At 69.6% G+C, this 17,535-nt stretch carries 12 protein-coding genes and 1 other RNA gene; 9 read left to right on the top strand and 4 right to left on the bottom strand.

All coding sequences use genetic code 11. The features are described from left to right. The first annotated feature begins 13 nt into the window (after window positions 1-13). Window positions 14-703: a DJ-1/PfpI family protein gene (locus tag ASG52_RS16015; RefSeq protein WP_056245170.1), complete on the top strand. Its 690-nt coding sequence runs from the start codon at window positions 14-16 to the stop codon at window positions 701-703. A 312-nt stretch (window positions 704-1,015) separates the two neighbouring features. Here ASG52_RS16015 and ASG52_RS16010 read toward each other — a convergent pair whose 3' ends face one another. From ASG52_RS16010 to ASG52_RS15995, 4 genes are all read right to left on the bottom strand, one after another. Then, the gene (locus tag ASG52_RS16010) at window positions 1,016-1,822 is read right to left on the bottom strand and encodes an invasion associated locus B family protein (RefSeq protein WP_056245168.1); all 807 of its coding nucleotides are present in this window, start codon (window positions 1,820-1,822) and stop codon (window positions 1,016-1,018) included. Between the two features lie 235 nt (window positions 1,823-2,057). Continuing rightward, window positions 2,058-2,537 carry a TonB-dependent receptor domain-containing protein gene (locus ASG52_RS16005; protein WP_056245165.1) on the bottom strand — a complete coding sequence of 160 codons (480 nt, stop codon included), beginning with the start codon at window positions 2,535-2,537 and terminating at the stop codon, window positions 2,058-2,060. Between the two features lie 264 nt (window positions 2,538-2,801). After that, window positions 2,802-4,157, bottom strand: coding sequence for a glutamine synthetase family protein (locus ASG52_RS16000; RefSeq protein WP_056245160.1), 1,356 nt, complete (start codon window positions 4,155-4,157; stop codon window positions 2,802-2,804). Window positions 4,158-4,210: 53 nt separating this feature from the next. Beyond that, complete coding sequence (locus ASG52_RS15995; protein ID WP_056245778.1) at window positions 4,211-4,732, bottom strand: L,D-transpeptidase; 522 nt, start codon at window positions 4,730-4,732, stop codon at window positions 4,211-4,213. Window positions 4,733-5,055: 323 nt separating this feature from the next. On the opposite strand from ASG52_RS15995, the gene ASG52_RS15990 reads away from it, so the two are divergent. The 8 genes from ASG52_RS15990 to ASG52_RS15960 all read left to right on the top strand — a co-directional run bounded on the left by ASG52_RS15990 (window position 5,056) and on the right by ASG52_RS15960 (window position 17,396). Then, window positions 5,056-5,475, top strand: coding sequence for a hypothetical protein (locus tag ASG52_RS15990; RefSeq protein ID WP_056245157.1), 420 nt, complete (start codon window positions 5,056-5,058; stop codon window positions 5,473-5,475). 296 nt (window positions 5,476-5,771) lie between these two features. Next, on the top strand, window positions 5,772-7,109 hold the full coding sequence (locus tag ASG52_RS15985) for an efflux RND transporter periplasmic adaptor subunit (RefSeq protein WP_056245775.1): 1,338 nt from the start codon (window positions 5,772-5,774) through the stop codon (window positions 7,107-7,109). Between the two features lie 163 nt (window positions 7,110-7,272). Next, complete coding sequence (locus ASG52_RS15980; protein ID WP_056245156.1) at window positions 7,273-10,440, top strand: multidrug efflux RND transporter permease subunit; 3,168 nt, start codon at window positions 7,273-7,275, stop codon at window positions 10,438-10,440. A 294-nt stretch (window positions 10,441-10,734) separates the two neighbouring features. Beyond that, complete coding sequence (gene ligA, locus ASG52_RS15975) at window positions 10,735-13,179, top strand: NAD-dependent DNA ligase LigA (protein WP_056245153.1); 2,445 nt, start codon at window positions 10,735-10,737, stop codon at window positions 13,177-13,179. A gap of 46 nt (window positions 13,180-13,225) precedes the next feature. Next, window positions 13,226-13,629: RNase P RNA component class A (gene rnpB / locus ASG52_RS17095), an RNA gene on the top strand. A 415-nt stretch (window positions 13,630-14,044) separates the two neighbouring features. Continuing rightward, complete coding sequence (gene rsmH / locus ASG52_RS15970) at window positions 14,045-15,082, top strand: 16S rRNA (cytosine(1402)-N(4))-methyltransferase RsmH (RefSeq protein ID WP_056245150.1); 1,038 nt, start codon at window positions 14,045-14,047, stop codon at window positions 15,080-15,082. After that, a complete protein-coding gene (gene ftsL / locus ASG52_RS15965; RefSeq protein ID WP_056245147.1) occupies window positions 15,079-15,507 on the top strand; it encodes a cell division protein FtsL in 429 nt (142 codons plus the stop codon). Before rsmH ends, ftsL begins: the two co-directional genes overlap by 4 nt. 68 nt (window positions 15,508-15,575) lie before the next feature. After that, a complete protein-coding gene (locus ASG52_RS15960) occupies window positions 15,576-17,396 on the top strand; it encodes a peptidoglycan D,D-transpeptidase FtsI family protein (protein ID WP_056245143.1) in 1,821 nt (606 codons plus the stop codon). Window positions 17,397-17,535 lie beyond the last annotated feature (139 nt).

Genomic DNA, 17,535 nt, shown 5'->3' with positions numbered 1-17,535 from the left:
AAGGGGAGGGACCATGACGCTCGAGATCGGCCTCCTGGTCTTCCCGCGGGTGCAGCAGCTCGACCTGACCGGGCCCTACGAGGTGTTCGCCACGCTGCCCGATGCCCGCGTCCATCTCGTCTCAAAAGACCTCGCGCCGGTCACCAGCGCCACCGGCCTCGTGCTCACCCCGACCACGACCTTTTGGGAGTGTCCCGCCCTCGACGTGCTGTGCGTGCCGGGCGGCGTGGGCGTGAACGCCCTGATGGAGGATGAGGCGACCCTCGACTTCGTCCGGCGTCAGGCTTCGGGTGCCCGCTACCTCACCTCGGTCTGCACCGGCGCCCTGGTGCTCGGCGCCGCGGGCCTTCTCGTGGGACGGCGCGCCACGACGCACTGGGCCGCGCACGACCTGCTCGCCGCCTTCGGTGCGGTGCCGGTGGAAGAACGCGTGGTGCGGGACGGCAACCTCGTCACCGGCGGCGGCGTCACCGCAGGCATCGACTTCGCCCTGACGTTGGCTGCCGAACTCACCGATCCGGCCACCGCCCAGGCGATCCAGCTCCAGCACGAATACGCCCCGGCCCCGCCCTTCGACGCGGGAAGGCCGGAAACCGCCGGCCCTGCCATCACCGCCGCCGTGCGGAAAAGGCTCGCGGCGAGCCGGGCCGAGCGCGAGGCGATCGTGGCGCGGATCGTTTCGCGGCAGGTACAATCGGATTGATCGCTGCGGAGGCCGCCGCTCCCCCTCTCCCCGCACGCGGGGAGAGGGTCGCGACGACCCTGTTGTCGTCGCGACAAGCGGTAGCGGAGGTGAGGGGGACTCGACGGAAGAGACCCGTCCGGGATCGCCCCCTCACACCTCGGCTGCCGCCTCGCTTCGGCGACGACAGGGTCGCCGAAGCCCTCTCCCCGCGTGCGGGGAGAGGGGATGCCCGTCCCACCGAATTGGTCGAACGGATACCGCTGGGCGAACGAAAAACCCCGCCGCGGGGTCCGCGGCGGGGCGATTGAAAAAACTCGAAAGGCGTTGCGCTTACTTCGGCGCGGCGCTGGCGGCCGGAGCGGCCGGGGCGGGGGCGGCGCCGCCCTGCTGCTCCAGCTTCTTGCGCATGTCGTCGCTGCGCTTCTCCATCTCGGCCTGGAGCTTCTTCTGCTGCTCCTCCAGCACCTTCGGGTCAACGGCCGGACCGTCGAAGGCCTTGCCGAAGCCGGCGAGCGGCACGGCGAACACGACCTCGCGCTGGGTCTGGTTCTGCACCGAGACGTTGAGCGTGCCGCCCTTCTTGAAGGCCGCGAGCAGCTCGTTGGAGACGGCCGGGGCCTCGGCGAAGCAGCCGTTGGGGAAGCAGACGGCGAACTTGCCGGCCGTGGTCTCCTTGCCTTCGACGCTGAAGCGGATGCCCGGCGCGAGCATCAGGCCGAGCGGCAGGAGGAAGCGGACGACCTTCACCTCCTGCTTCGCCGTGGGGTTCTTCATGTCGTAGAGCGCGACCGCCATCACCGGCTGGCCGGAATCCGACACGAAATCGCGGGTGGTGTAGCAGACGTCGGTGCCGGACGCGTTGTCCTTGCCGCAGACCTTGGTCCAGTCGGCCTGGCTCGGCTCCGATTTCACGTTGATGATCTGCGGGCCGGTCTGCTGGGCCTGCTGCCCGGCGGGCGCCGCCGGCTGGGACTGGGCCGGAGCGGGCGTCGGGGCCGGGGCCGCCGGCTTCTTGGCAGGTGCCTGGGCGAAGGCGGTCGCGCTGAGGCCGGCCCCGAGGCTCGCCATGGCGAGGAAGGCGGCCACGCGCAGCGGGCGCGCGGAATGCTTGGCCATGGAAGACTTGGCAAGGAACATCGGCGTAATGACCCCTTTGGCGGATGTCGCGTGGGACGCGGCGCCTCTTTGCAGGATGCGCACCGGTCTGACGAAAAATGCGGTCCGACCCGTCGTCTGAGGATGGGCCCCCGGCGCGCGAAGCGCGCCCGGACGAGCGGGCGGCCTGCTTTCCCCTCGAATGAGGCGAAGGCATGACGCCTGCGCCGTACACGCCCCGGCCCGGAGGCTCAAGCGGGGAGCGGACGCACTTCGTCTAGAACAGGGCCGCGACGCCGCCCATGATCGCGCGCGGCAGGCCCAGCGTGGCGTAGCAGTTCTGGAACGCGCGGTCGTAATAGGTCGCGTCGAGCAGGTTCTCGAGGTTGAGGTAGACCTTCACCTCCGGCGTGATCCAGTCATACGCGATCAGATTGAGAGTCGTGTATTCGGGCAGGCGGAACGTCGCCGCCGCCGTCCCGGCGTTGCGGGCGCCGACATGGGTGAGCCCGCCGCCGAGCCCGAGCCCGCGCAGGTCGCCGCCCTGGACCTCGTAGACGCTCTGCACCGCGAGGCTGTTCGTCGGCACGTTGGCGAGGCGGGTGCCGACCGGGATGTTGCGGTTGTTGTCGCGCGTCCCGGCGGCATCGGCGTGGGTATCCGTGCCGAACACCCGCCAACCCGGCGCGAGATAGCCGGCGACGCTGAGGTCGAAGCCGCGGCTGCGCACCTCGCCGGCCGCGACGAAGGCGTTCACGTCGAGCGGGTCGGTGTTCGCCTTGAACCCGAACCGTATTTTTCGTTTTTGTCGAACATCACAGCAGCGAGGGACTCGGACCGGCACGTCGATCGGCAGCGGTGACGATGCAGCGACATTCACGGTCAAGCCTACGTGAGCCGCGCTGCGAACGGCCTCCTCCGAACCGTTCCAGACATGGCCTGCGTCGGTTTTGAGGGATTCCAAAAGATCGTTTTCGCGGTGCGGGATTATGGCCGATGGGCCACAGGCGCTCGCGTGCCGTCAGAACATCCGGCTGTAGCGGGCGGTCTCCCAAGCACCGACCGCGTGGTGGTACTCGGCCCATTCGCGGCCCTTGGCCTGGACGAAGGCCTCGCGCAGGCCCGGTCCCAGCGTCCGCCCTACGAGCGGGTTGGCGGCGAACGCCTCCACCGCCTCGCGCAGGGTCTGCGGCAGGGGGCCGATGCCGCGGCGGCGGCGCTCGGCTGGATCGAGAGTGGCGAGGTCGTCGGCGTTGGGCGGGCCGGGATCGATCCGCTCGCGGATGCCCTCCAGCCCGGCAGCGAGCATCAGCGCGGCGGCGAGATAGGGGTTCACCGCCCCGTCCGGGATGCGGTTCTCCAGGCGCCCCCCGCCGGTCGGCACCCGCAGGGCGTTGAGGCGCACATTGCCGCCGTAGCTGTTGAAGGTCGGCGCCGGGCCGACGACCGACGTGCCGTTGACGGAGGACATGCGTTTGTAGCTGTTCACCGTCGGCGCGAAGGCCGCGCACAGGCCCCGCCCGTGCCGCAGCACGCCGCCGAGGAAGTGGAGCCCGGTCTCGGACAGCCCGAGCCCGTGCGAATCCTCCCCCACCGAGCCCGCGAAGGCGTTCGCGCCGGTGTCGAGGCGGCGCAGCGACAGGTTGAAGTGGGCGCCGTTCCCGGACCCGTCGGCGAAGGGTTTGGGCATCGTCGTGGCAACGAGGCCCTCGTCCTCCGCGTAGTGCTTGATCATCGTCCGGAACAGGATCAGCCGGTCGCAGGTGGTCAGGGCGTCACTGTAGCGGATGTTGAACTCGAACTGGCTCTGTCCGGCCTCGTGCGAGACAGCTTCCAGCCCCCAGCCGAGGTTCCGGATCGCGCCCGCGACCCGTTCGAGCCAAGTGCGGCCGGCCCGGAGCCCGCCGAGGTCGTAGCAGGGCCATTCGACCCCGCCGGGCTGCGGCAGTTCCAGTCCGCCGTCCGCGCCCCGGCGCAGCAGCGACACCTCGCACTCGATGCCTAGGTCGCAGGCGAAGCCCATCGCCTCGGCCTCGGCGAGCACGGTCTTCAGCACGAAGCGGGTCGACATTGGAAACGGCTTGCCCTCGACCGCGAGGTCGGCGGGCGCCCAGGCCCGGTCCGGCTCCCAGGGAAGCCGGATCAGCCGCGACAGGTCGGGGAGCGCCGTGACCTCGTCCGTCTCCTGCCACGAGCCGAACCCCTCCATCGAATAGGCGGTGTGCCGCTCGGCCCCCGCCGCCCATTCGGACAGCCGCTCCAGCGGCACGAGCTTGCCCTTCGGCAGGCCGTGGAGATCGACGAAGGCCGCCACGAGGGTGCGGACGCCGCTCGCGTGCAACTCGTCGTGAAGGGCGCGCAGGCCGTCGTCGGTCATTCGGAAAGCTTTCAAGAAAGGCGGCGCCCGCAACCGCGGGCGCCGGGGGCGTTTCAGTCCTTCACGATCACCTTCGTGCCGACCTTCACCCGGTCATAGAGATCGACCACGTCCTTGTTGGTCATGCGGATGCAGCCCGAGGAGACCGCCGCGCCCATCGTCTCCGGCTCGTTGGAGCCGTGGATGCGGTAGAGCGAGGAGCCGAGATACATCGCCCGCGCGCCGAGCGGGTTGTCCTGGCCGCCGGCCATGTAGCGCGGCAGGTCGGGGCGGCGGGCGAGCATCTGCGCCGGGGGGCGCCAATCCGGCCATTCCTTCTTGCCCGTGACCGTCTTGGTGCCCGACCACGAGAAGCCGCGCCGCCCGACGCCGACGCCGTAGCGGATCGCCGCGCCGCCGCCGAGCACGTAGTAGAGCCGGCGCTGCGAGGTCGAGACCACGATGGTGCCGGGCCGCTCCTTGCCGGCGTACGCCACGGTCTCGCGCGGAATCGCCTGGGTCTTGAACACGTTGATGAAGTCGGCGATCGGCCCGCTGTCGAGCAGGTCGGCGCGGGCGGGCGCGGCGGCGCCCATGGTGCCGGCGAGGGCCAAAGCCGCCGCGAGGCGCGGCCATCTCGAATGAAGCCGCGGATGACGGTTCGTCACGGTCGAGTCCTCCTCGAAGGTCGGCCCGGCGCGCTCCCGCGGCCGGGCCATACCGGGTTCTGGGCCCGGGGAGGGGGCAGGAGGAAGGCAAAATCGTGTGATTTCGGCAACACCTGCGGCGAATGGGATGCCGCCCTGCGTCGCGGTGATGACGGTCCGTTTACCGTCACGGGCGATGCTGGGCCGGCAAGTTCGTATGATTCCTGACGTTCTCGGAGACGAATCGTCCCTCCAAGCGCAGGTCGGCCAGAATGTCGCAGTCGATTGAACGGAACGGTTTCCTCCCCCACACTCGCATCACCGTGACGCTTCTCACCCGCACAGTCCGTTCAGGCCCCGCGACCGCAGGCCCCTCGACCCGTCTCGTCCTGACCTTCCTGGCCGGGCTGATGAGCCTGCTCGTGGTGGTCGGGCTGCCCGTCGATGCGTCCTTCGCGGCCAGCCCCCTGCACGAGACCGCCTTCGAGCAGCGCCCGACCCAGGAGCCGGCCACGGGCCAGCGCGTGGAGCGCGTCGCCCACGATCTCGAGGAATCGGAGACGCATTGGCGCCTCGGCCCGGCGCCGGTCGGCCCGGTGCCGGAGGTGGCCGGCGCGAGCGGCCGTCCCTGCTCCGACGCCACGCCCGCCGGGACCGACCATCCGCTGATCGAGCGCCCGCCCAGGGCCTGAGCCGTCGCGGCGGCGCATCGGGGCCGGCAGCCCCCACCGTCGTGGGAATGCCAAACTTGAGCCCCAGGATGCGCCCGACCGTAAATGGCCGCGCCGCGCGGCCGTCTCCCTCACGGATGCACCCTTGAGCATCCTTCCGACGGGCCCTTGAGACCAGCCGTCTCACGCTCTGGCCCGGCGATTGCCACGGCCCCGACACGCCCCTCCGGGGCCGGCCGTGATCCATGACCGAAGGGCCGCCCGCCGCGCCGCGGGTGCCCTTGCGTGTCGAGCGTATCGTAAGGAGCAACCTCATCGTGACGCCGTCCCCCCAGACGCCCGAGCCTCTCCCCGGCACCGCCGGGTCCGAGACCGGGCGCCCCCGCTCCCGCTGGACCGTTCCGGCGACGCTGCTGGTCAGCGCCGTGTTGGTCGCGGTCTCGGCCTGCAACGAGCAGAAGGCCGCCGCCCCGGTGCCGGGCCCGCCGCCGGAGGTCAGCGTCGTCAGCGTCAAGCCGCAGCCGATCCCTTACGTCCGCGATCTGCCCGGCCGCGTCGCGCCGATGCGCATCGCCGAGGTGCGCTCCCGCGTCTCCGGCCTCGTGGTGAGGCGTCTGTTCGAGCAGGGCAGCCAGGTCAACGAGGGCGACGTCCTCTACAAGATCGATCCGGCCCCCTATCAGGTCGAGCTCGCCAGCGCCGAGGCGACGCTCGCCAACCGCGAGGCCGCCCTGGTGCTCGCCAACCAGCAGGCCGATCGCCTGGAGACCCTGCTCGCCCGCAACACCGCGAGCCAGGCGCAGTACGACACGGCGTTCGCCGCCAAGAAGCAGGCCGAGGCCGAGGTCGCCGGCGCCAAGGCGGCCCGCGACCGGGCCAAGCTCAACCTCTCGTGGACCGAGGTGCGCGCCCCGATCTCCGGCCGCATCGGCCGGGCGCTGCTGACCGAGGGCACGCTGATCGAGTCCGGCACGACCGGCGTGCTGGCGACGATCCAGCAGCTCGACCCGATCTACGTCGACATCACCCAGTCGGTCGGCGAGCTGAACAAGCTGCGCCGCGATATCGCCTCGGGCGAGCTGTCGAAACTCGCCCACGATACGGCGAACGTCCATCTCATCATGGACGACGGCACGCTCTACGGCTCGGCCGGGCGCCTGCTGTTCTCCGACGTCACCGCCGACCCGAGCACCGGTCAGGTGACGCTCCGCGTGCTGTTCCCCAACCCGCACGACGAGCTGTTCCCCGGCATGTATGTCCGCGCCCGGATCAAGCAGGGCATCGATTCCGACGCCATCGCGGTGCCGCAGCAGGCGATCCAGCGCTCCAACGACGGCAAGCCCGAGGTCTGGGTCGTCAAGGACGACGGCAAGGTCATGCTCCAGCCGGTCGAGGTCGGCCCCGTCGTCGGCGGCAACTGGCTGATCCGCGAAGGGCTGGAGGCCGGCCAGAAGGTCGTGGTCGAAGGCTTCCAGAAGATCGTCGCCGGCACCGAAGTGAAGTCCGTGCGCTGGAAGACGGACAACTCGACCGACGCCGGCAAGCCGGTCGATTCCGACAGCCACGACACCGACGGCCAGGACAAGCAGCACGACAAGGAGGCCGCCACCGGCTCGGTCGCCCAGCCCGTCGTCGCCCACCAGTTCCAGGACTGATTTTTTCGATTTTCGGGACTGCGCCGACCCATCACCTCCCACCCACGCACCTCAGGATGAGGGGGTGGGTGGGATGCAGGGGAGGAAAGTCCTCAGCGCCCGCGCCCTCGGCGGACCCACGGGTCCGTCGCTCTTAAAAAATCGATAGGACGCACCGAGCCCCATGGCCCGCTTCTTCATCGACCGCCCGGTCTTCGCCTGGGTCGTCGCGCTGTTCATCATCCTCGGCGGCGTGCTGTCGATCCCGATGCTGCCGGTGGCGCAGTATCCCGTGATCGCCCCGCCCTCGATCGCGCTCTCGACCGCCTTCCCCGGAGCCTCTGTAGAGAGCCTCTACACCGGCACCACCCGACTCATCGAGGACGAGCTGAACGGCGCGGCCGACATCATGAGCTTCGAATCGACCACCGATTCGTTCGGCTCGATCAACATCACGGCGACCTTCCAGCCCGGCACCGATCCGGCGCTCGCCTCGGTCGAGGTGCAGAACCGCCTCAAGCGCGTCGAGGCGCGCCTGCCCGCGGAAGTCCGCCAGAACGGCATCCTCGTCGAGGAGGCTTCCGCCGCGACCCTCAACATCATCACGCTGGTCTCGACCGACGGGAAGATGGACGAGATCGGTCTCGGCGACTTCCTGATGAGGAACGTCCTCAACGAGATCCGCCGCATCCCGGGCGTGGGCCGCGCGACCCTCTACTCGACGGAACGTAGCTTGCGCGTCTGGGTCGATCCCGACAAGCTGCGCGGCCTCTCGCTCACGCCCGACGACGTGACCGACGCGATCCGCAACCAGAACATCCAGATCGCATCCGGCGCCGTCGGCGCGCAGCCGAGCCCGGTCGATCACGCCACCTTCGCCCCCATCGTGGTGAAGGGCCAGCTCAGCACCGTGGAGGATTTCGGCGCCATCGTGCTGCGGGCCAATTCCGACGGCTCGAACGTGCGCCTGCGCGACGTCGCCCGGATCGAACTCGGCGGCGACGCCTACCAGTTCTCGACCCGCCTCAACGGCGGCGAGGCGGCCGGCATCTCGGTGACGCTGGCACCCGACGGCAACGCGCTGGAGACAGCGAGCGCCATCCGCGCCAAGATGGAGGAGCTGTCGCAGTTCTTCCCGCCGGGCCTGAAGTGGGACATCCCCTACGACATCACGCCGGCCGTGAAGGCCTCGATCAAGAAGGTCATGATGACCCTGGTCGAGGCGGTGATCCTCGTGTTCATCGTGATGTTCCTGTTCCTGCAGAACATCCGCTACACCCTCATCCCGACCATCGTCGTGCCGATCGCCCTGATGGGCACGGTGACCGTGATGCTGCTCGCCGGCTTCTCGATCAACGTGCTGACGATGTTCGGCATGGTGCTCGCCATCGGCATCCTCGTGGATGATGCCATCGTCGTGGTCGAGAACGTCGAGCGCATCATGGCCGAGGAGGGGCTCTCCCCGAAGGAGGCCACCCGCAAGGCGATGAGCCAGATCACCGGCGCGATCATCGGCATCACGCTGGTGCTGGTCGCGGTGTTCATCCCGATGGCGTTCTTCCCCGGCTCGGTCGGCATCATCTACCGCCAGTTCTCCATCGCGATGGTGACCTCGATCGGCTTCTCGGCGCTGCTCGCCCTGTCGCTGACGCCCGCGCTCTGCGCCACCTTCCTCAAGCCCATCGAGAAGGGCCACGGCCACGCGAAAAAAGGCTTCTTCGGCTGGTTCAACCGGATCGTCGACCGCGAGACCGCCCGCTACGGCCGCGGCACCGCGTGGTGCATCAAGAAGTCCGGCCGGGTGATGGTGATCTATCTCGCGCTGGTCGCCGGCACCGGCTTCGCCTTCATGCGCCTGCCCGAGGGCTTCCTGCCGATCGAGGATCAGGGCTTCTTCACCGTCGATATCCAGACCCCGCCCGGCGCCTCGTTCAACCGGACGCAAGGGGCCGTGCGCAAGGTCGAGGAGCACCTGATGGCCCAGCCCGGCGTCGCCACGGTGACGATGCTGAACGGCTTCTCGTTCTCCGGCCAGGGCCCGAACCTCGCCCAGGCCTTCGTCACCCTGAAGCCCTGGTCCGAGCGCGACGCGGCGAACTCCGCCGCTGCGCTGGTCGCCGGCACCAACGCGGCGCTCAACGGCTACCGCGACGCGATCATTGATGCGCAGGAGCCGCCGCCGGTGGACAACCTCGGCAACGCCGCGGGCTTCTCCTTCCGCCTGCAGGACCGCGCACAGAAGGGCTACTCGGCGCTCACCGCGGCCGAGGCGCAGCTCCTGTCGCTCGCCAAGCACAGCCCGATCCTCAAGGCGGTGAAGATCGAGGGCCTGCCGCCGACGCCCCAGGCCGAACTCGTCATCGACCGCGAGAAGGCGGCCGCGCTCGGCGTCAAGTTCGAGGACATCAACGACGCGATCCAGGTCAATCTCGGCTCGGTCTACACCAACGACTTCCCCAACCGGGGCAAGATGCAGCGCGTCTACGTGCAGGCCGAGCAGCTCCAGCGCATGCAGGCGACCGACATCCTCAACTACGCGGTGAAGAACAGCCAGGGCACCATGGTGCCGATGTCCTCCTTCGCCGACCTGAAATGGAGCATGGGCCCGAGCCAGATCGTCGGCTTCAACGGCTACCAGTCGGTCCGCTTCACCGGCGAGCCGAAGGCCGGCTACACCTCGGGCGAGGCGATCAGTGAGATGGAGCGGCTGATGAGCCAACTGCCGAAGGGCTTCGGCCACACCTGGACCGGCCAGTCGCTGCAGGAGAAGCAGGCGGGCTCCCAGGCCTCGCTGCTGCTGGCGCTGTCGGTGCTGATCGTGTTCCTGTGTCTGGCCGCGCTCTACGAGAGCTGGTCGATCCCGTTCTCGGTGCTCTTGGTGATCCCGCTCGGCGTGATCGGCTCGGTGGCGGCCGTGTACCTGCGGGAGCTGCCCAACGACGTCTACTTCAAGATCGGCCTCATCACGATCATCGGCCTCTCGGCCAAGAACGCGATCCTGATCGTGGAGTTCGCCCGCGACCTGTGGAAGCCCGGCACCAACATCGTCCAGGCGACGATCCAGGCCTCGACGTTGCGCTTCCGCCCGATCGTGATGACCTCGCTCGCCTTCATCTTCGGCGTGGTGCCGCTGGCGATCGCCACCGGCGCGGCGTCAAAAAGCCAGCAGGCCATCGGCACCGGCGTGATGGGCGGCATGATCACCGCGACCGTGCTGGCAGTGTTCTTCGTGCCGGTGTTCTTCGTGGTGGTGATGCGGCTGTTCAAGGCCAAGGAAGTCGCCGCGGGCGAAAACGCCGAAGCGGCGCCCGACGCCGGGCACGGCCACGGGCATTCGGTGCCGGCGGAGTAGCGAAAAGGCTTTGGCGCGAGGCTCGGAGCCGCGTTTTCGATCTCCGGATCGGGGGGCGGCTCCGAGTCTGTGTGCCGTTTCTCTTTTCAAGCATCCTCCCACCCATCCCCCTCATCCTGAGGTGCGAGCGAAGCGAAGCCTCGAAGGAGGGCTCCAGGGATCGCTGAGCGAACTGGAGCCCTCCTTCGAGGCCGCTGACGCGGCACCTCAGGATGAGGGGGATGGGTGGGATACCGGTCGGGGACGACAGCAAAAACGGCTGCCCGCCGACCGCGCCTGCGCTAGAACGCGCCCATGTCGCGCTCCCCGATCTCCGCCGAAGTCGACGCCCTCACCGAGGAGGCGGCCGGCGCTCGCCACGCCGCGCTCTCCGAAGAGATCGCCGAGGCCGACCGGCTCTATCACGGCGAGGACGCGCCCGAGATCACGGACGCCGAATACGATGCGCTCCGCCGCGAACTGGAGCGGATCGAGGCGCGCTTTCCCGCGCTCGCCGGCACCGGCCGCGCCTCGGTGTCGGTCGGCGCCAAGCCGTCGAGCCGGTTCGAGAAAGTGCGGCACGCGGTGCCGATGCTCTCGCTCGGCAACGCCTTCGCCGACGAGGAGGTGGAGGATTTCGTCGCCCGCGTCCGCCGCTTCCTCAACCTCGGGGGCGACGACCCCGTCGCCTTCACCGCGGAACCGAAGATCGACGGGCTGTCGCTGTCGCTGCGCTACGTGGACGGGCGGCTCGACACCGCCGCGACGCGGGGCGACGGCGAGGTCGGCGAGAAGGTCACGGCCAACGCCCTGACCGTGGACGACATCCCGGAAACGCTGTCGGGCACCGGCTGGCCGAAGGTGCTGGAGGTGCGCGGCGAGGTCTACCTCTCGCACGCCGACTTCGCCGCCATCAACGAACGGCAGGAGGAGGCGGGCCTGCCGACCTTCGCCAACCCGCGCAACGCCGCCGCGGGTTCCCTGCGCCAGAAGGATGCGGCGATCACCCGATCCCGCCCGCTGCGCTTCTTCGCCTATGCCTGGGGCGAGGTCTCGGAGCCGTTCGCCGACACGCAATCGGCGGTGCTCGACCGGTTCCGCGGCTGGGGCCTGCCGGTCAACCCGCGGACCAAGCTGTGCCGGTCGGCCGAGGAGATGATCGCGCATTACCGCGCGATCGAGGCCGAGCGGGCCGACCTCGGCTACGACATCGACGGCGTGGTCTACAAGGTGGACGACCTCGCCCTGCAGCGGCGCCTCGGCTTCGTCTCCCGCGCCCCGCGCTGGGCGCTGGCTCACAAGTTCGCCGCGCAGGAAGCGATCACGCAGCTCGTCGCCATCGACATCAATGTCGGCCGCACCGGTTCGCTCAACCCGCTGGCGCGCCTCAAGCCCGTCACCGTCGGCGGCGTCGTGGTGTCGAACGCGACCCTCCACAACGAGGGCTACGTGCAGGGGGTCGGCGGCGACGGCGAGCCGATCCGCGAGGGCCGCGACATCCGCGTCGGCGACACCGTCATCGTGGTGCGGGCCGGCGACGTGATCCCCAAGGTCATGGACGTGGTGCTCGACAAGCGCCCGGCGGACGCCGTTCCTTTCGTCTTCCCCGAGACCTGCCCGGCCTGCGGCAGCCGGGCGGTGCGGGAACTCAATCCGCGCACGAAAAAAATCGACGCGGTGCGGCGCTGCACCGGAGGCCTGATCTGCCCGGCGCAGGGGCTGGAGCGGCTCAAGCACTTCGTCTCGCGCAACGGCTTCGATCTCGAAGGCTTCGGCCAGACCTATATCGAGGTGCTGTTCGAGGCCGGCCTCGTGCGCCAGCCCGCCGACCTCTTTCGCCTCGAATTCGAGCCGCTGAAGAAGGCCATCGTCGCCCGGCGCGAAGAACTCTCGGCACAGCGCCGCGCGGAGGGCGAGCCGCCTGCGAAAAAACCGACCAAGAAGAAGGGCGAGGAGGAGGACAAGGCGATCCACAACCTGCTCGCCTCGCTCGATGCGCGCAGGCAAATCGCGCTGAACCGCTTCCTGTTCGCGCTCGGCATTCCCCATATCGGCGAGTCGACCGCCAAGGCGCTCGCCAAGCGTTTTCCCGACATGCAGGCCGTGATGGCGGCCCTCGACGCGGCTGGTAAGGCCCAGGCCGGCCGCGACTGGCTGGAGCTGTCGGCGCTGCCGCGGATCGGCCCCGGCACCCGCGACAAGCTGTTCGAGACCCTCGACCCGACGCCCGGTGAGCAGATCGAGGGGTTGAGCCTCGGCGCGCGGCTGCGGGCGCGACTCACGCCGTCGCAGCGCGAGGCGGTGCTCGCCCATTACGGCAGCGAGGGGCAAGCCGAGGCCGCGCTGGAGCGGGCGTCGAACCAGAAGCCGGGCGACGCCTACCGCGTCTTCGCCGACGACGGCGAGATCGGCCCCGTCGCCACCGACTCGCTGATCCAGTTCTTTTCGGAAGAGCACAACCGCGACGCGGTTCTGGCCTTGCTCGAACGGGTCAAGACGACGCCGCTGGAAGCCACGGCCTCGGCAGCGGCGTTTGCCGGCAAGACCGTGGTCTTCACCGGCACGCTCGAAAAGATGACCCGCAGCGAGGCCAAGGCCACCGCCGAGCGGCTCGGCGCCAAGGTCTCGGGCTCTGTCTCGGCCAAGACCGACCTCGTCGTCGCCGGCCCCGGCGCCGGCTCGAAGCTCAAGGACGCCGAGAAGCACGGCGTGACGGTGGTGTCGGAGGACGAATGGCTCGGGATGCTGGCGCAGGCCTGATCCGCGCTTGACCCCGCCCCCCGCCCGGCGCAAGTCCGGCGCCGGATCAGTCGGCCGGGCAGCCGCTCCGCGTTATGCGGGGAGGAAAGTCCGGGCTCCATGGAGAGGCGGTGCCGGATAACCTCCGGCGGGGGCGACCCCAGGGACAGTGCCACAGAGAGCAGACCGCCCTGCAAGGCCCCGTGTCTTGCGAGGGTAAGGGTGAAAGGGTGCGGTAAGAGCGCACCGCGGACGCGGCAACGCGGACGGCACGGCAAACCCCACCGGGAGCAAAACCGAATAGGGGCGACACGCCCTTCCCCTCGGGGGAGGGCAGGCCCGCTCTCCAGGCCCGTCGCCCGGGTTGGTTGCTCGAGGCGGTCGGCAACGACCGTCCCAGAGGAATGGCTGCCACGCTCATGGGTTCGCCCATGAGCCCTACAGAACCCGGCTTACAGGCCGGCTGATCCACCCTTACAAAAATCGCGAAGACCGTTGCCGCGCCCTCGCCCAACCGGCGTGCGGACTCGCCTGCGCCGGGGCCGGCCTCCGCTTTTCCGCCGCGCATTAGCGCTCGGTTAACCTTGCTGGGGTCTGATCCGGGACAGCCCGCATGGCCGAGCTCGTTGACGCGTTTCGAGGGCCTATGTTACCCCGCGCCATCCCGTTGACGCCCGATATCGGATCGGCCGACACTCGTTCAGGTTGCCTGACGAGGGGTCTGGCGCGTGTCCAGGGCCGACGCACCGGCAACGCCACCATCGTCCGGGCCGCGGCTGTGTGGTCCGCCCACGCAGCAGGCCATCATGCATTCTCCCGTAACGGAGACCGTCGGAGCCGCCCCGCGGCCCCGCGCAGAACGACTCACCTCTCGGGAGGCCGGCCGATGAGCCGGGCGCCGCGCCGCCCACAGGGCGATCACGCCCGCCACCTCCCGGTCCTGCTCGCCGAGGTGCTGACCGCGCTCGACACCGGTCGCGGCGGCCTCGTCATCGACGGCACCTTCGGGGCCGGCGGCTACACCCGCGCGCTGCTCGACGCGCATCCCGACAGCCACGTCGTGGCGATCGACCGCGACCCCACGGCGATCGCCGCCGGCGCCGAGATGGTGCGGGCGGCGGAGGGTCGCTTGCGCCTCGTTCCGGGCCGCTTCGGCGAGCTCGACACCCTGCTCGCCGGGATCGGCGAGAGCCAAGCCGACGCGGTGGTGCTCGATATCGGCGTGTCGTCGATGCAGCTCGATCAGGCCGAGCGCGGCTTCTCGTTCCGCCAGGACGGGCCGCTCGACATGCGCATGGGCGGGGAGGGACCCTCGGCCGCCGATCTCGTCAACGAGGCGGAAGAGGCGACGCTGGCCGACATTCTTTATCACTTCGGCGAGGAGCGCCGCTCCCGCGCCGTGGCCCGTGCCATCCTGGAGGCGCGCCGCCGCGGCCCGATCGAGACGACGGCGCAACTCGCCGATCTCGTCGCGAGCGTGGTGCGGGCCGAGCCCGGCAGCCCGATCCACCCGGCGACCCGCGCCTTCCAGGGCCTGCGGATCGCAGTCAACGACGAACTCGGCGAGCTGGTGCGCGGCCTGCACGCCGCCGAGCAGGTGCTCAAGCCCGGCGGGCGGCTCGCGGTGGTGACGTTCCACTCGCTCGAAGACCGCATCGTCAAGCAGTTCTTCGCCGCCCGCAGCGGGCGCACGTCTCAAGGGTCGCGCCACATGCCCGGCGTCGAGGCGCCCGCTCCCAAAAGCTTCCGGCTCGTCACCAAGGGGCCCGTCCTGCCCTCCGAGGCCGAGACCGACGGCAACCCGCGCGCCCGCTCGGCAAAGCTGCGGGCGGCCGAGCGGACCGAGACGGCCCCGCCGCCGCCGCTCTCCGCCATTCAGGCGCTGGCGAGCCTGCCCGTTGCGCCAAAGGGGGGACGGCGGTGATCCGGCTTCTCAACGTGCTGGCGATTGCCGGCCTGATCGGCTCGGCGATCTACGCCTACTCGATCAAGTACGATACGCTCTATCAGGCGGGCCAAGTCTCGAAGCTCAAGAGCGGGCTGCACAAGGAGCGCCAGGCCATCGCCGTGCTGCGGGCCGAGTGGCAGCTGCTCACCCGGCCGGACCGGCTCCAGGCCGCGGTCGAGCGCCATCTCGCCCTCGAACTGATCGGCGACGAGCACCTCGCCCGCCTGTCCGATCTGCCGGCCCGCCCCGACCGCGGCGACGAGATCGGCCGGCTGCTCGCCTCCACGGCGACGCCGACCGCAACGCCCAAGGACAAGCCGCTGACGCCCCGCGACGAGCCGCGCACCACCGGCTCGGTCTCCACCCGCACCGTTTCCACCCGCCCTTCGGCCACGAGGTAGCGTTCGCCGTGTCGCACGACTCGTCCCAAGAGCCGTCTCTCCACGAGCCGTCCCCCCAGGAGACGGCGATGCCCGATCCGGCCGCCGAGGCGCCGCCGGTCGCGATGCAGGCGGAGGCCGGCCCCGAGCGCGTGGTGGCGAGCGAGCCGCCGGCCTCGGCGCTCACCCGCTTCACCCGGACGATGTTCCGGCTCGCCATCGAGCGCTCGCATTCCCGCGTCGCCATCGTCGGCCTCGCTTTCGCAGCGGTGTTCGGCGCGATCTCGCTGCGGCTGATCGTGGTGGCGGCGACGCCGGCCAACAACAGCGACGACCACCGCGTCGCCGCCGCCGCGACCACGGCGGTTCGCCCCGACATCATCGACCGCAACGGCGAGATGCTGGCCACCGACATCCGCACCGTCTCGGTCTTCGCCGAGCCGACCCGCATGGCCCGCACCTTCGACCGCGACGAGGCGGTGGAACTCCTCACCGCCGTTCTGCCGGAGCTGAACGCCGCGGAACTGCGCACGAAGCTGTCCTCCAAAAAGGGCTTCGTCTGGATCAAGCGCGAGATCACCCCGAAGCAGCAGCTCGAAGTCCACCGCCTCGGCATCCCCGGCGTCGGCTTCCTGCCCGACCACAAGCGCGTCTATCCCAACGGCACGGCGGCCGCCCACATCCTCGGCGTGACCAACCTCGACAATGTCGGCATCGCCGGCATCGAGAAGTACATCGACACGCAAGGCAACCGCGCGCTCAACGAATTCGGGCTCGCCACCAAGCAGACCGACCTGAAGCCGGTCCAGCTCTCGATCGATCTGCGCGCCCAGTTCGCGGTCCGCGACGAACTCGTGAAGGGCGTCGAGCACTTCAAGGCCAAGGCCGGCGCGTCGATGATCATGGACGTGAACACCGGCGAGCTCATCGCGCTCGCCTCCTACCCGGATTTCGACCCGAACGAGCCGAAGGACGCGCTCTCGGACGACCGCATCAACCGGATGAATGTCGGCGTCTACGAGATGGGCTCGACCTTCAAGGCGATGACGCTCGCCATGGCGCTCGATTCCGGCAAGTACAACGTGAATTCCACCTTCGACACCCGCGGCGGCGTGCTGCATTGGGGCCGGCAGAAGATCCACGAATATCACGGCACCAACCGCGTCATCACCATGCCGGAGGTGTTCACCCACTCCTCCAACATCGGCTCGGCCAAGATGGCGCTCGGCGTCGGCGTGCCAGGCCACAAGGCCTTCCTCAAGAAGATGGGCCTGCTCGACCGGCTGCGCACGGAGCTGCCGGAATCGGCGATGCCGATCGTCCCGCCGCGCTGGACCGAGATCAACACCATCACCATCGCCTTCGGCCACGGCCTCGCGGTCGCCCCGCTCCAGGCCGCCGCCGCGGTCGCGGCCATCGTCAACGGCGGCGAGCTGATGACGCCGACCTTCCTCAAGACCACCGAGGCCGAGGCCCACGCCAAGTCGACCCGGGTGATCAAGCCCGAGACTAGCGAGGCGATGCGCTTCATCATGCGCCTCAACGCGGTGGAGGGCTCGGCCAAGAAGTCGGCGGTGCCGCTCTACTATGTCGGCGGCAAGACCGGCACGGCCGAGAAGGTCATCAACGGGCGCTACAACAAGAACCGCCTGTTCACGACCTTCACCGCCGCCGCGCCGATGGACAAGCCGAAATACCTGTTCGTCACCATCATGGACGAGCCGCAGGGCCTGCCGGAGAGCGGCGGCTACGCCACCGCCGCCTGGAACTCCGGCGTGGTAACGGGCCGGATCATCGAGCGCACCGCCCCGGTGCTCGGCCTGCCGCCGAAGTTCGAGCCGCCGGCCAAGCCGTTCCCGCTGATGGTCAAATTGGGCGCGTATCACGCGCTGCAGACGGGTGGGCCGTAAGGACGGGCTTGCCCGAGACACAGGAACACTTCATCCCACCCACGCCCTCATCCTGAGGTGCCGCAGCGCAGCGGAGGCCTCGAAGGAGGGCTCCAGTTCGCCCTTCGGGATCTGGAGCCCTCCTTCGAGGCCGCTTCGC

The sequence above is a fragment of the Methylobacterium sp. Leaf456 genome, assembly GCF_001425465.1.
Classification (GTDB): Bacteria; Pseudomonadota; Alphaproteobacteria; order Rhizobiales; family Beijerinckiaceae; genus Methylobacterium.
The sequence above is the reverse complement of the archived record's forward strand: the minus strand, read 5'-3'. Positions and strand labels throughout refer to the sequence as shown.

Bases quoted from the DNA above. Each gene is read 5' to 3' on its own strand.
- ASG52_RS16015 (WP_056245170.1), top strand. From the start codon at position 14: ATGACGCTCGAGATCGGCCTCCTGGTCTTCCCGCGGGTGCAGCAGCTC.
- ASG52_RS16010 (WP_056245168.1), bottom strand. From the start codon at position 1,822: ATGTTCCTTGCCAAGTCTTCCATGGCCAAGCATTCCGCGCGCCCGCTG.
- ASG52_RS16000 (WP_056245160.1), bottom strand. From the start codon at position 4,157: ATGACCGACGACGGCCTGCGCGCCCTTCACGACGAGTTGCACGCGAGC.
- ASG52_RS15995 (WP_056245778.1), bottom strand. From the start codon at position 4,732: ATGGGCGCCGCCGCGCCCGCCCGCGCCGACCTGCTCGACAGCGGGCCG.
- ASG52_RS15990 (WP_056245157.1), top strand. From the start codon at position 5,056: ATGTCGCAGTCGATTGAACGGAACGGTTTCCTCCCCCACACTCGCATC.
- ASG52_RS15980 (WP_056245156.1), top strand. From the start codon at position 7,273: ATGGCCCGCTTCTTCATCGACCGCCCGGTCTTCGCCTGGGTCGTCGCG.
- ligA (WP_056245153.1), top strand. From the start codon at position 10,735: ATGTCGCGCTCCCCGATCTCCGCCGAAGTCGACGCCCTCACCGAGGAG.
- rsmH (WP_056245150.1), top strand. From the start codon at position 14,045: ATGAGCCGGGCGCCGCGCCGCCCACAGGGCGATCACGCCCGCCACCTC.
- ASG52_RS15960 (WP_056245143.1), top strand. From the start codon at position 15,576: ATGCCCGATCCGGCCGCCGAGGCGCCGCCGGTCGCGATGCAGGCGGAG.